This window comes from Vibrio navarrensis, from assembly GCF_000764325.1.
Classification (GTDB): domain Bacteria; phylum Pseudomonadota; class Gammaproteobacteria; order Enterobacterales; family Vibrionaceae; genus Vibrio; species Vibrio navarrensis.
The window spans coordinates 1,468,920-1,481,646 of sequence record NZ_JMCG01000001.1; the positions used below are offsets into that span (position 1 = coordinate 1,468,920).

At 49.0% G+C, this 12,727-nt stretch carries 12 protein-coding genes and 1 pseudogene; 11 read left to right on the top strand and 2 right to left on the bottom strand.

Annotated features, from left to right (window positions below; translation table 11 throughout):
- The first annotated feature begins 4 nt into the window (after positions 1-4).
- The 5 genes from EA26_RS06620 (at position 5) to EA26_RS06640 (ending at position 5,184) form a co-directional block, all read left to right on the top strand.
- The gene (locus EA26_RS06620) at positions 5-1,042 is read left to right on the top strand and encodes an imelysin family protein (RefSeq protein WP_039425867.1); all 1,038 of its coding nucleotides are present in this window, start codon (positions 5-7) and stop codon (positions 1,040-1,042) included.
- Positions 1,032-2,105, top strand: coding sequence for a DUF1513 domain-containing protein (locus tag EA26_RS06625; RefSeq protein WP_039425869.1), 1,074 nt, complete (start codon positions 1,032-1,034; stop codon positions 2,103-2,105). The genes EA26_RS06620 and EA26_RS06625 overlap by 11 nt, the downstream gene beginning before the upstream one ends.
- Positions 2,106-2,193: 88 nt before the next feature.
- On the top strand, positions 2,194-3,744 hold the full coding sequence (locus tag EA26_RS06630) for a L,D-transpeptidase family protein (RefSeq protein ID WP_039425878.1): 1,551 nt from the start codon (positions 2,194-2,196) through the stop codon (positions 3,742-3,744).
- A 161-nt stretch (positions 3,745-3,905) separates the two neighbouring features.
- Entirely contained in the window at positions 3,906-4,460 is a 555-nt protein-coding gene (gene mepK / locus EA26_RS06635; RefSeq protein WP_065819692.1) for a peptidoglycan L,D-endopeptidase MepK, read from the top strand.
- A 67-nt stretch (positions 4,461-4,527) separates the two neighbouring features.
- Positions 4,528-5,184: an MBL fold metallo-hydrolase gene (locus EA26_RS06640; protein ID WP_039425885.1), complete on the top strand. Its 657-nt coding sequence runs from the start codon at positions 4,528-4,530 to the stop codon at positions 5,182-5,184.
- Between the two features lie 16 nt (positions 5,185-5,200).
- Here the strand turns inward: EA26_RS06640 and EA26_RS06645 are convergent, their stop codons facing one another.
- Entirely contained in the window at positions 5,201-5,866 is a 666-nt protein-coding gene (locus tag EA26_RS06645) for a DUF2982 domain-containing protein (protein WP_039425887.1), read from the bottom strand.
- A 215-nt stretch (positions 5,867-6,081) separates the two neighbouring features.
- On the opposite strand from EA26_RS06645, the gene EA26_RS06650 reads away from it, so the two are divergent.
- From EA26_RS06650 to EA26_RS06675, 6 genes and pseudogenes are all read left to right on the top strand, one after another.
- Positions 6,082-6,495: a hypothetical protein gene (locus EA26_RS06650; RefSeq protein ID WP_039425889.1), complete on the top strand. Its 414-nt coding sequence runs from the start codon at positions 6,082-6,084 to the stop codon at positions 6,493-6,495.
- A 393-nt stretch (positions 6,496-6,888) separates the two neighbouring features.
- A complete protein-coding gene (locus EA26_RS06655; protein WP_039425896.1) occupies positions 6,889-7,977 on the top strand; it encodes a TRAP transporter substrate-binding protein in 1,089 nt (362 codons plus the stop codon).
- Positions 7,978-8,098: 121 nt separating this feature from the next.
- On the top strand, positions 8,099-8,638 hold the full coding sequence (locus EA26_RS06660; RefSeq protein WP_039425897.1) for a TRAP transporter small permease subunit: 540 nt from the start codon (positions 8,099-8,101) through the stop codon (positions 8,636-8,638).
- 9 nt (positions 8,639-8,647) lie between these two features.
- Positions 8,648-9,934: a TRAP transporter large permease gene (locus EA26_RS06665; RefSeq protein ID WP_039425900.1), complete on the top strand. Its 1,287-nt coding sequence runs from the start codon at positions 8,648-8,650 to the stop codon at positions 9,932-9,934.
- A 99-nt stretch (positions 9,935-10,033) separates the two neighbouring features.
- Positions 10,034-11,390 (top strand): annotated as a pseudogene (locus EA26_RS06670) (cache domain-containing protein).
- Positions 11,383-12,021 carry a response regulator gene (locus EA26_RS06675; RefSeq protein ID WP_039425903.1) on the top strand — a complete coding sequence of 213 codons (639 nt, stop codon included), beginning with the start codon at positions 11,383-11,385 and terminating at the stop codon, positions 12,019-12,021. Before EA26_RS06670 ends, EA26_RS06675 begins: the two are co-directional and overlap by 8 nt.
- A gap of 5 nt (positions 12,022-12,026) precedes the next feature.
- On the opposite strand, the gene EA26_RS06680 is transcribed toward EA26_RS06675, so the two are convergent.
- Positions 12,027-12,500 carry a MarR family winged helix-turn-helix transcriptional regulator gene (locus EA26_RS06680; RefSeq protein WP_039425905.1) on the bottom strand — a complete coding sequence of 158 codons (474 nt, stop codon included), beginning with the start codon at positions 12,498-12,500 and terminating at the stop codon, positions 12,027-12,029.
- Positions 12,501-12,727 lie beyond the last annotated feature (227 nt).

Below are 12,727 nucleotides of genomic sequence, written 5' to 3' on the forward strand. Positions count from 1 at the left end.
TACTGTGAAATATTCTTTAATTGCGCTCATGACCAGCTCGCTTGTCACCATGTCGGGATGCGAGTCGTTCGACTCGCAGATGCCACCGAAAGCGGAGCAAACGCATCATGCTAGCCAAGCGGTTTACGAAGTGGAGTTTGCCGCGGCTCAGCAGTTTTATCGCCAAACCGAACTGCTCTCTCAATCGTTTGCTGATTATTGTTCTGCGCCGACGCAGGAAGCCCGCGAAGTGCGCCAGCAGTGGCATCAAACCATGCTCAGTTGGATGGCTCTGCAAGGTCAGGAAAGAGGCCCGGCGGCGGCACTGGAACAGAGCTGGAACGTACAGTTTTGGCCCGACAAGAAAAATACCACTGGAGTAAAAATGTCTGCTTTGACGCGCCGCGAGCAAAGTTGGTCGGTGGATGAGATAGCGGTACAAAGCGTGACTGTGCAGGGCTTGGGGGCGCTGGAATGGTTGCTCTACGACAGCCAATCTAACTTGCCGCAAAATCCGCAGACTTGCGATACAGGCGTGGTGATTGCCGGTAATCTTAAGCGCAACGCAGCCAAAATCGCTACGGCTTGGCAAAGCAATCCGTGGGTGGCTTTGGACGATAAAGAGTGGCGGTCAGAATACATTTCGCTGCTGTCGAATCAGCTCGAATACGCGATGAAAAAAATGGCGCGTCCACTGGCAAACATTGGTCAGCCGCGACCTTATTTTGCAGAATCTTGGCGCTCTGAAACTTCGTTTTCCAACTTGAAAGCGAACATCGAGGCACTTCGTCAACTGTATGTTGCTCACGGACATGGTTTGGATGCGATGCTGCGCGAAATGGGCAAGCAGGATCTGGCGGATCGTGTGCTGAATCAGTTCAATACTATGTTGGCCACTTGGCCGCAAGAGCGGAGCCTATTTAGTGCATTGGCGACGAAGGACGGCTACCGCCTAGCATTAGCGCAATATTATAAGCTCGAGCAGTTGAAGTACGTCATTCATGATGAGGTGGCGGTGGAGTTGGGCGTAGTGATAGGGTTTAACGCAACAGATGGTGACTGATTTACAACGCAGAAGCCTGCTGAAAGCTGCTCTAGCTGGCATAGTAACGCCCGTTTTGCCTTTTGGTTGTGCGTCTCTGGCCGCTTCAAAACCAGCCTTAATTGGCTGTGCCATTACCGGGCGTGAGCAGTTTAGTGCGGTGGTAGCGGATGAATATGGCTACCCTTTGCATCAATTGCCCCTTCCGGCGCGCGGACATGGCGTGGCGACGAATCGGGCGGGGCACGCGGCGGTTTTTGCAAGGCGTCCGGGCAGTTTCTTCATGGTATTCGATTATCAGAGCGGGGAAATGCGTCATCTCAGTTTGGCAGCAGAAAATCGTCACTATTATGGGCACGGCGTTTACTCTTTAGACGGAAACTACTTGTTTGCCACCGAAGGAGAGCGTGGAACCAGCCGTGGTATCATCGGTGTCTATGATGTGCAGCATAATTATCAGAAAGTTGACGAGCTGAGTGGGTTTGGCATTGGCCCGCACGAAGTGATCATCATGCCTGATGGCACCTTAGTGATCGGCGTTGGCGGCGTGCATACCAATGGGCGTGAGCCGCTCAACTTAGCGAGTATGCAACCCAGCCTCAGTTACTTAGCGCAAAACGGTGAGTTGCTCGACCAAGTGACTTTAGCCGATCCCAAACTGAGCATTCGTCATCTTGCGCATGATGGCCGCGATACGGTGCTGTGTGGACAGCAATATCGTGGTGAGCCAGACGAGTACCCGTCATTGTTGGCTATGCACACTCGCGGGGGGGAGATGGTGTCGTTGTACGCCGAGCCAGAGCAGTGGGCGAGGTTCAACCACTATATTGCCAGTATTGCGGCCACGGCAGATTGGATTCTTGCCACTTCACCGCCGGGCAATTGCTATGGTATCTGGTCCAAACAGAGTGGTAAGCTGGTGGAGCTGGGGGCTTTGCCTGACGCGTCCGGTGTGGTTGTGTATCAAGATCAATTTCGTGTCAGTTCAGGTGCTGGCACAGTTGTGACCACTTCGATTGAGCAAGGTCGAAGAGAAATCCAGTCGAATATTCAATGGGATAATCACTGGTCACAAATTGTTTAAAAAAAACTTCTCACTTTTGCGCTCGTAACCCCGACGAAATTTGCCATACTTAGCCTACGGCAAATTTTGATCTTCGGGAGCGAAAAAGGTGTCTAAGTCGTTGATAGTTTTATTGCTAGTGTTGCTCGCTCCACCTTTGTGGGCATTAACCCAGCAGGAAGATACCCATTGGCGTATTGAAAATTCTGCTGCTCTTGCCTATGTGCAATATCCTCATCAAGTGGAGCAGTTGTATCGAGAGTACGGGCACCAACGAATTTGGACGGATGCGAGAGCGATTGAGCAATTTGAGTTTCAACTGGAGTTGGTCAAAACGGCCGGAGTGAGTCCTTATTTTGAACATCAAATCGCTAAACTCAATCGCTATAAAGCGCAACAACAGTGGTTGGGTTATGACATTCTCGCCACCGATATCTTGCTTTCCTACCTGAGTTATCTCGACAAACTGACGCGCAATGGTAAAGATTGGCTGTTTGCTTCGCCGTTGAGTCAAAGTTTGCCCGCGCCTAATCCACGATCACTAAGCAATCTCGCACAAGAAATTCGCTCAGATTCGCTTGCCGATTACATCGCCTCTTTGCGCTCTCCGTTACAGCTTAATCCTCAATTTGAGCAGCGTTATCGCAAGTTATGGAATGTACAGCATCAAGCCACGACAGAGTATCTTCCACAAGGTCTGAAAAAAGTCGGTGACTCCCTTACGGATAAAGCTATTTTGCTCAGGCGTTTGCAAATGGTCGGTATTGATACCTCCGCAAGCTCCAATACAGAGGATCTCTATGACGAGTCGCTCGCTAAGGCCATCAAGCAATTTCAAAAGATGCATGGCCTAGCTCAGGATGGAATCATAGGTCCTGCCACCGTCAAATGGCTGAATGTCTCGCCAGCACAACGCTTGCACTCGATGGCACTGAATGCGGAACGTTCACGCTTATGGCCGCAAGAGCGAGACTTGCTCATTCTGGTCAATGTGCCTGGTTATGAAATGCAATTTTGGTACAAAGGCGAAGAGGTATTCGAATCGAAAGTGGTGGTCGGAAAAATCAGCCGCAAAACACCAATCATGGAAGGAAAAATGGACGGTATCGTGCTTAACCCGGTTTGGAATGTGCCGAACAAAATTATGGTTAAAGATATTTTGCCTAAGCTGAAGCGCGACCAAAACTATCTTAAAAAACAAAATATTGAGATTTTACAAGCGTGGGACTCTGAGACGACCATCGACCCTGAAAGCATCGATTGGTCACGTGTTTCGCGACACAATTTCCCGTACAAAATGCGTCAGTTATCAGGCAGCACAAACGCCTTAGGCTTGTATAAGTTTAACATTCCCAATAAACGGGCCATTTTCCTACATGACACGCCCTCTAAGCGTCTGTTCTCCAGAGATCATCGGGCGTTTAGTTCCGGCTGTGTGCGGGTGGAAAATGCCGATCAATTTGCCCATTTATTACTGCAAACCCAAGGGCTAGAAGAAGAGCTCACGCGGCAGTCTGCTTGGCAAGAGCCTAACAACATGATCCCGCTCAAGACTCGCGTGCCTGTGCACATTATTTATCAAACGGTTTGGTTTGATGGTGAAGAGATCAATTATCGTGACGATATTTACCAATTCGATTTGATTCGCCAGCAGGGATGAAATTTGCCAGAAATTTACATAGGTGGAAAAGAGCAGTCACTTCAATCACTAACTTTCATCCCTGATGCAAATGGAACCCGTTACCAACCAGAAAGCCATTTGACGCTGAGCAAGGCATTCGCTATGGTGCCCCGCTGTTATCAATCAGTGTGGGAATTTGAGTGAAGTCGAAATTTGAGCCGCTTTCGCGTCGGCGTTTTATCTGTATGGCGAGTGCGACTGTTGCAGCGGTCTCGTGCATGCCCAGTCGAGCATTTGCTTCTCTGCCTGATGCACCTCGGGAATTGGCAATGAACAATTTGCATACCGGTGAGTGGTTGGAGAGTTGTTACTTCGATGGCGTGAGCTACGTTGAAGAAGAGCTGGCTCGCCTTGACCATTTATGCCGGGACTTTCGCCAAAACGAAGCACACCCGATGGACAGACGTCTGTTTGATCAACTTACGCAAATTCAAGCTCTGATTGGCACACAAAACGAGGTGCAGATCATTTCAGGCTATCGCTCACCTGTGACCAACGCGGCGCTAAGAGCTCGATCTTCGGCAGTCGCTAAGAAAAGTTATCACATGCTGGGTAAAGCAATAGACTTTCGTATCGACGGCGTTGCCATCGCCACGGTCCATGAGGCCGCCCTAACGCTCAACGCGGGTGGTGTTGGTTATTATCCGCGCAGTGATTTTGTGCACATCGACACCGGGCCCATTCGTCAATGGTAGCCGCTTCTTGTTTTTCCCTTCTTCAAGTGTCATAGTTCCGGCCAGATTTTCTTGGTCCGAGGTTGCTATGGCACTTAAATATCAGATTGTTCCCGTTACTCCTTTCGCGCAAAACTGCTCGATTGTCTGGTGCGATGAAACCATGAAAGGCATCGTGATTGACCCAGGCGGCGACGAGAAACAACTGGCGGCACTTATCAAAGAGCTCGGCGTTGAGGTTGTGCAATTGGTTTTAACCCACGGTCATCTGGATCATGTTGGTGGAACGGAGCGTTTGTCTGAACTCTTAGGCCAAGTGGAAATCGTTGGCCCGCACAAAGCCGATAACTTCTGGCTGCAAGGTTTGGAAGGGCAGAGCCAAATGTTCGGTTTTCCTTTGACACAAGCGTTTGAGCCGCATCAGTGGTTACAGGATGGTGACGAGATCCGCTTTGGACACCAAGTGCTGCAAGTGCTGCATACTCCAGGTCATACACCGGGCCATGTGGTGCTGTTTAGCGAACAAGCTCGTCGTGCTTTTGTCGGCGATGTCCTGTTTAACGGCAGCATCGGCCGTACCGATTTCCCACAAGGGGATTTCAACACCTTGATCGCTTCGATTAAAAACAAGCTTTGGCCTTTAGGCAATGACGTGACGTTTATCCCGGGTCATGGACCAGAGTCAACCTTTGGTCATGAGCGCAAAACCAATCCATTTGTCGCTGACGAAATGCCGCTCTACTGAGTCTCCCTTCTCTCACTTAATCTGGTTCGGCGGCGGCTAAATAGCGCCGGACCAGCCCGACAAAATCGTCGGCTTCCCGATCCAAATCTTGCGCCGAAATAAAAATGTCGTAATCAAAAAAACGCCGCTGATAACGCATACGGTTGGCGAGCATGGCTTTTAATCCGGTGTACAAACGCTCATCGCCAATGTGGACGGGATCTGAGTTGAGCACCATATCTTCAAACTGGCTTGTACACTGATGTTGATGTGCGCCCAAGTAAAGTAGGGCTCGTTGACTGAGGAGAATTTCGCTGGCGACTCGGGGACAAATCGCATCCAGATAGGGCGTATAGTCTTTGAGTTTAATGCCGATCCAAGGTAGCGGCTGATGCCAACCTTGTGTCTCAACAGTGCAGACGCCAATCTTTTCAATATTGCGCCATTTGACCACCCAACCGCCTTTAAATAGGTGTTGTTGAAAGTGAGTGGCGGTAAGGGTGTATTTCACTTGGCTGCGCAGCATTAAGTAGATGCCAAGTAAGGCTAGAAAAAGCAGCAGTGTGATGGCGACAAAAGCTTGTAACCAACTGGTTGAGAGAGACAAAAGCAGTAAAGCGGCGGCCAATAATCCGCCAATCAAGCCCCGACCTTTAGCCGAGTTGAGACTGAAATCGTAGTTGCACAATTGCAGCGTTTGCATACTCATCCCTTTGCATTTTTAGTGATTCTTACCACTGTATTTATACTCAGCACTCAATGCCTTGTACTTGTTTAAATAGTAGTCTTTCTGCCCAAACCACGCATTTTTCATGACCTTTCGCCGCTTAAGCCTACAAATTACCCCTGAAATTTGCTATAAAACGCGCTTCAAAATTTTCATCCCTGCTGACAAGCAGTGAACTGGAGACCAATTCAATGAGACTTTCTCATAAGCGTAACGTGCAGGCAAAACTGCAAAAACGCATTCAAGCCGCTGTAGCAAACTTGGCGACGGCACCGAGAAAAGCGAAGCCAGTGGCGAGTAAAGCAACGGTATCTGCGCTGGTTGCTGAAAAGAAGGTTGCCGCCAGCGAAGTGGCTGAAGTGAAAAACGTTGCCGTTTCAGCGGTGAAAAGCAACCTCATGTTGACCCCAAAACAGCAGCAAGTGCTGGATATTGTTGCGGCCAACGTTGATGGCATCAATCCCAAAAGTATTGGTCTCGCCGCCGGGCAAGACGAAGCAAAAGCGGCTTCATGGGCCACTGGAGCGCTAAAAAAACTGCTTGAAGAAAATCTCGTCACCAAAGAGCAGCTAAGCGGTAATAAAGTGATCTACAAGCGCGCTTAACTTTACTTGGCAGCATACTGCTTTGCCTCGGCTTGCCCGGGGCACTTTATCCCATCTCCCCCAATCTTGCGTCTTCTCCGTTGCTCTTAATCAGCCTTGTTTGTCACATTTTTGCTAAAAACTGTTAATACTTGACTTGTTTTACTACGTAAGTATCCGTTCAGATCTAAATTTGTTGATAAATTTTTAATATTTATATTAATCAAATAATTAAACTGATAGACGACTTTTTTCTTACGTATTAATACGTAATACCTTGGTCGAATTGCCTCGCCGAACACGATACAGCTTGCGTGTTCCTGCCGATTACATGTCGTTGGTTTTTGTTACATCTTTAACATGAATAACAAGTGTTCATTGATGTGACATACAATAAAACCAAGGACGTGAAACATGAGTCTTATCCAACAATCTCTAAAACGTGTGCTGAAAAGTACTGCCGTGGCGGCCGCTTTGGCACTACTTGCGACATCGGCCAATGCGGCAGAAAAAGTGTACCGCCTGAAATTGGCAGAAACTTGGGGGCCCAACTTTCCCATCTTCGGTGATGCGACCAAAAATATGGCGAAAATGGCAGAAGAGATGTCCAACGGTCGCTTGCAGATCCGTATCGACTCTGCCAACAAACACAAAGCACCGCTTGGCGTGTTCGACATGGTGAAATCAGGACAGTACGACATGGGGCACTCCGCGTCTTATTACTGGAAAGGTAAAGTGCCGAACACGCTCTACTTTACGTCAATGCCGTTTGGTATGTTGCCGATGGAACAATACGCTTGGTTCTATTACGGCGGCGGTATGGAGTTGATGGAAAAAGTGTACGCACCGCACAACATGCTGTCTTTCCCGGGGGGTAACACGGATACCCAAATGGGCGGCTGGTTCCAAAAAGAGATCAACTCGGTGGACGATCTGCAAGGGTTGAAGATGCGCATTCCCGGTTTTGCAGGCGAAATTTTAGCCGAGCTTGGCGCGAAACCGACCAACATTGCTCCGGGTGAACTGTATACCTCACTTGAGCGTCGCACGATTGATGCACTGGAGTGGGTTGGTCCGTCACTGGATTTACGCATGGGTTTTCACAAAATCGCCCCTTATTACTACACAGGTTGGCATGAGCCAGCGACTGAGTTGCAATTTCTGGTCAACCAGCGTATTTGGGAACGCTTGCCTGATGACCTGAAGGCAATTCTATTGGTATCAATGAAAACCGCGGCGTACGACATGTATACCCAGTCCAAACATGAAAATGGTAAGAACTGGGCATCGATCAAATCTGAATACCCTAATGTTCAAGTGAAAGACTTCCCGCCAGCGGTGATGTCTGCGATGCGTGCAGCCAACGACAAGTTGCTAAAAGAGCATGCTGAGAAAGATGCACTTGCCAAAGAGATCCAAGAATCGCAAGCGGCTTATATCAAGCAGGTTCGTCCTTGGACCGACATTTCTACCCGCGCGTACCTAAATGGTCAAGCGCAATAAAATTCGCCAGTGCTTCTGGTGAGGAGCCCAAGAAAGCTCACTCTATCTTGAGATGAGCTAATAACAGAGCTCCGCTGGCTTGCCAAGCGGAGCCATTTTTCAAAATTCCATGGAGTAGGGAATGAGAAGTCTGATCTATATCGAGCGTCTGTTTAACCGTTTCGGGGACTTCCTCGGATGGCTTGCCAGCATATTGTTTGTGGTTCTGCTCGCCAATGTGGTGTACGACGTCATCATGCGTTATGCCTTCAACGATGTGTCCATCGCCTTTCAAGAGTTGGAATGGCACCTGTTTTCCGCTGTTTTCCTGCTGGGTATCCCTTATGCGCTAAAAGCGGACGGGCATGTTCGCGTTGACCTCTTTTACGAAAATCTTTCTCATCGCGCTCAAGCGATCATTGACCTGCTGGGAACGATCGCTTTCCTCATTCCGTTTTGTCTTCTAGTGACTTGGTTTGGTATCGACTTTGCCAAAGAGAGCTATGCACTGGGAGAAACCTCCGGCGATCCGGGTGGGCTGCCCTATCGCTGGATAATCAAAGCGATGATCCCACTCTCATTTGCTTTCATGGCCATCAGTGGCGTCGGTTTGATGCTGCATTCGCTCAACAAGATCGTCAATCCGCACTTGTTGCACCTTTCCAAATCAGATAAGTCGTAGGAGCTCAGGATGATCGGAATTGTGATGTTTTTTGTCGCGCTGTTTGCTTTGCTGCTCGGCTTTCCTGTGGCGTTCACCTTTGGCGGTATCGCACTTTTATTTGGTGTGTGGGCGGAAGGAGTAGAGATCTTTGCCTTCATGCCATACCGCATTCAATCCATCATGGAAAATACCGTATTGATGGCGGTGCCACTGTTTGTCTTTATGGGCTTGGTGCTGCAAAAAACGCGCTTGGCGGAACAACTGCTGGAATCGATGGGGCGTCTTTTTGGTGGTGTGCGCGGTGGTATCGCGATTTCTACCGTGTTGGTGGGAACGCTGCTCGCGGCATCGACGGGTGTCGTTGGTGCGTCTGTGGTCGCAATGGGCCTTATTTCGTTGCCTGTCATGCTCAAATACAACTATGACAAAGGGTTGGCGTGCGGAACCATCTGTGCGTCGGGCACTTTAGGGCAGATTATTCCGCCATCGATCGTACTCATTTTATTGGGCGATGTGCTCGGTGTGCCAGTCGGCGACTTGTTCCAAGCTGCCGTTTGGCCGGGCATCGTGCTGGTGGGCGTATACGTGGTTTACATCCTTATTTACGCCAAACTCAATCCACAAGCGGCGCAGCCGATTGAGCGTGATGATTCGATCAGCCGCCGCGAGGAAGTGATCAAAGCGCTCAAAGCGGTCATTCCACCCCTCGCGCTGATCGTGGTGGTTTTGGGGTCGATCTTTGCCGGGGTGGCGACACCAACCGAATCGGCGGCGCTGGGCGGTGCGGGTGCAATCGTTCTGTCACTGCTTTATCGCCAGTTCAGTTGGAAAATGGTGTACGAATCGGCCAAAGAAACGGTCAATGTAACCGCGATGGTGTTTGCGATTTTGCTGGGTGCCACTGCGTTTTCCATGGCCTTTACCTACACTGGCGGCGATCTGTTAGTCGAGGAGTGGATGCTGAATATTCCCGGTGAGAAATGGGGCTTTTTGATCGTCACTATGCTGGTGATCTTAATCCTCGGTTTCTTTATCGATTTCGTTGAGATCTGCTTCATTATTGTGCCTATTTTAGCACCAGTTGCTGAGACGTTGGGCATCAACATGACTTGGTTTGCTATTCTGGTGGCGATGAATTTACAAACCTCCTTCCTGACTCCGCCGTTTGGTTTTAGTTTGTTTTACCTCAAAGGGGTGGCGCCAGCGGGAGTGACCACGCGGGATATTTATCGCGGGGTCGTGCCATTCATCGGCTTACAAATATTGGTACTTGCCTCGTTGCTGCTGTTCCCAGAATTTTATGGCATGGGCTAGGGCGCACAATAGTGAGGTAAATCTTGCTAGGTTTGAAACTTAGTTGCTAGAGTAAATGGCTGCCAAGGATGGGCAGCCATTGCTGTATAAGGACACGCTATGCCGCTGAAAATGAAGCTGATCTTGCTAACGCTATTGCCGCTGCTGCTGGTCTCAGCGAGTATCAGTTGGATCTCCATCTATCAGGCGAAAACGTTAGGGCAAAAAGAGGTGGAGATATTTCGTCAAAGCCTGATCCAATCTCGTGAAAATGCCTTGCAAGACAGCGTGGATCTGGCGTTTGACGCGATTGGGTACATCCACAATGATGCTTCTTTGAGTGAGGGGCAAGCGCAGCAGAAAGTAAAAGCCATGTTGACTCAGCTGCGCTATGGCTCCGATGGCTATTTCTTTGCCTACGATAAACAGGGGACCAATCTGGTTCACCCCATACAACCTGAACTTGTTGGGCAAAATCTCCTCAATCTTCAAGATGAAAATGGTGATCATCTGATTGAAGCGCTGCTGTATCAAGCGCAAACAGGGGGCGGTTTTCATCAATATTTGTGGAAAAAACCATCGACAGGCGAAACAGTGCCGAAACTCAGCTACGCGGCTTGGCTAAGTAAATGGGAGTGGATGATTGGCACCGGGCTGTATATCGAAGACATTCGCCAAGAAGTTGCCCAAATGCAGGCAGCGGTGAACAAAAACATCGAAACGACTTTTTTTTCTGTGGTGGTGATTTTGTTGGTCACGGTGGCGGTGATCATTGTGCTGACCTTAGCGATCAACTTGCATGAGCATCGCCTCGCAGATAAAAACCTCAAAGAGCTGGCTCATAAAACCGTGATGTTTCAAGAAGATGAGAAGAAGCATCTCGCCCGTGAACTGCATGATGGCATTAACCAGTTACTGGTCTCAAGTAAATGTCACTTAGAGTTATTGAGTAACAAGATCGATCAACCTTCATTGCGCCAACATCTGGAAAAGTCTCAACAATCACTGATGACGGCCATTAATGAAGTGCGGCACATTTCGCATCAATTACGCCCCAGTGCGTTAGATGATATTGGTCTTGAGGCTGCGTTGTCGAGCTTGTTACAAGATTTTCGCGCTCATTCGGGTATCGATACCGATATCCACTTTGATACCCAAGCACACAAACTCAAATCAGAAGTGGCAACGACCTTGTACCGTGTGGCGCAAGAATCACTCAATAACATCGAAAAACACTCGGCGGCGCGTAAAGTCACGGTGAGCCTGCAGCAGATGGGCAACATACTGCAACTGCTGATCCGCGATGATGGTTGCGGCTTTGCCGTAGCCGATGCACTGCGCAAACGAGGAATTGGCCTAAGGAACATGCGCGAACGGGTCCGAGTTCTTAGGCGGAGATTTCGAACTGATGAGTGAACCCGGTTTTGGAACGGAAATTACCGTGTTACTGAATTTGGATGGGTTGACCTATGGATAAACCGATCCGAATTGTGATCGTCGATGATCACCAAGTGGTACTCGATGGTTTTATTGCTCGCTTAGAGATAGAACCCGAGATTGAAGTGGTAGGAACGGCCAGCAATGGCTTAGAAGCGTTGGATGCTGTTCGTCGACACAAACCTGATGTGGTGCTGATGGACATCAGCATGCCGATTATGAATGGCATTGAAGCCACTCGCTTGATCAAAGAAGAGTTCCCCGAGAGCAAGGTCTTGATGTTGACTATGCAGGACAATCGAGAGTACATCATGAAAGTGATGCAGGAAGGAGCGGTTGGCTACATGCTAAAAGAGATTTCGGCAGAGAAAATGGTGCAAGCGATCAAAACCGTCAATCAAGGTTCGACCTATTTTTGCGAGTCGGTGACACAAACCCTTTTTACTCAGGAGATCGTCCCCGCAGCTCAACGCGCCAACCCGCTCAGTCGTCGTGAAGAGGCGGTACTCAAGCTGGTGGCACAGGGGCACAGCAGCAAAAAAATTGCCACCCTACTGGATATCAGCTATCGGACGGTGGAGACCCACCGCCACAATATTAAGCATAAGTTAGATCTGCACTCGACCGCGGAGCTGGCGAAATATGCGTTTGAGCAGGGGCTGGTGCAGTAAACGCCTTACTCTGGCTTGATGCTACCCAGCTCAAGAATGGGGGATACATCAATTTGCTCTGCGCTCATCATGCTGGAGATTCGCTGCACAGACGAAAGTAGCAGTGACTGCTCCCAATCTTCCAATTTCTGAAACTCAGAGATGAAATTTTCCTGCAATGGCATTGGCGCTTGCTTGAGAATGCGCTCTCCATCGGCAGTGAGATGGGCGTGCACTTTGCGTTTATCTTCTTTGCTGCGAACTCGCTCTACATACCCGTTTCTTTCCAAACGGTCCAAAATTGCCGTGGCGGTTGCTTGGCTCATATTGGTATGGTTGGCCAGTTGGCGAATGGTTACCTCACCTAACTCTTTGATTGCACGCATCAAAATAAGCTGAGGGCCAGTCAGTCCAGAAATTTTATTGAGCTTCTTCGAATGTAAATCGATGGCGCGGATGATCTGTCTGATGGCGATGAGAACTTCTTCGTGTTTTTCCAAAATGTCTGCCCGTCGATGATTTGGCCCCAAAACTACCGCAATTTATCGGTGATTGAAAGCGCTGCAACGCATCAGAGGCTTGAATAGGCCAACAAACCAGCGGCGACTCTGAGCTGCGAGTGCAGGTTTGGTTTACACCGCGATGTTACCTTAGGATGAATATCGAATAATAATTTGATGACAAATGATTTGTGAGCATTTTGTTTTTATGGTTTTTTGTATTATTT

What these genes read in the sequence shown, in the direction of transcription:
- EA26_RS06675 (WP_039425903.1), top strand. Translation starts at nt 11,383, where the DNA reads ATGGATAAACCGATCCGAATTGTGATCGTCGATGATCACCAAGTGGTA.
- EA26_RS06655 (WP_039425896.1), top strand. Translation starts at nt 6,889, where the DNA reads ATGAGTCTTATCCAACAATCTCTAAAACGTGTGCTGAAAAGTACTGCC.
- EA26_RS06640 (WP_039425885.1), top strand. Translation starts at nt 4,528, where the DNA reads ATGGCACTTAAATATCAGATTGTTCCCGTTACTCCTTTCGCGCAAAAC.
- EA26_RS06660 (WP_039425897.1), top strand. Translation starts at nt 8,099, where the DNA reads ATGAGAAGTCTGATCTATATCGAGCGTCTGTTTAACCGTTTCGGGGAC.
- EA26_RS06650 (WP_039425889.1), top strand. Translation starts at nt 6,082, where the DNA reads ATGAGACTTTCTCATAAGCGTAACGTGCAGGCAAAACTGCAAAAACGC.
- EA26_RS06645 (WP_039425887.1), bottom strand. Translation starts at nt 5,866, where the DNA reads ATGCAAACGCTGCAATTGTGCAACTACGATTTCAGTCTCAACTCGGCT.
- EA26_RS06625 (WP_039425869.1), top strand. Translation starts at nt 1,032, where the DNA reads ATGGTGACTGATTTACAACGCAGAAGCCTGCTGAAAGCTGCTCTAGCT.
- EA26_RS06665 (WP_039425900.1), top strand. Translation starts at nt 8,648, where the DNA reads ATGATCGGAATTGTGATGTTTTTTGTCGCGCTGTTTGCTTTGCTGCTC.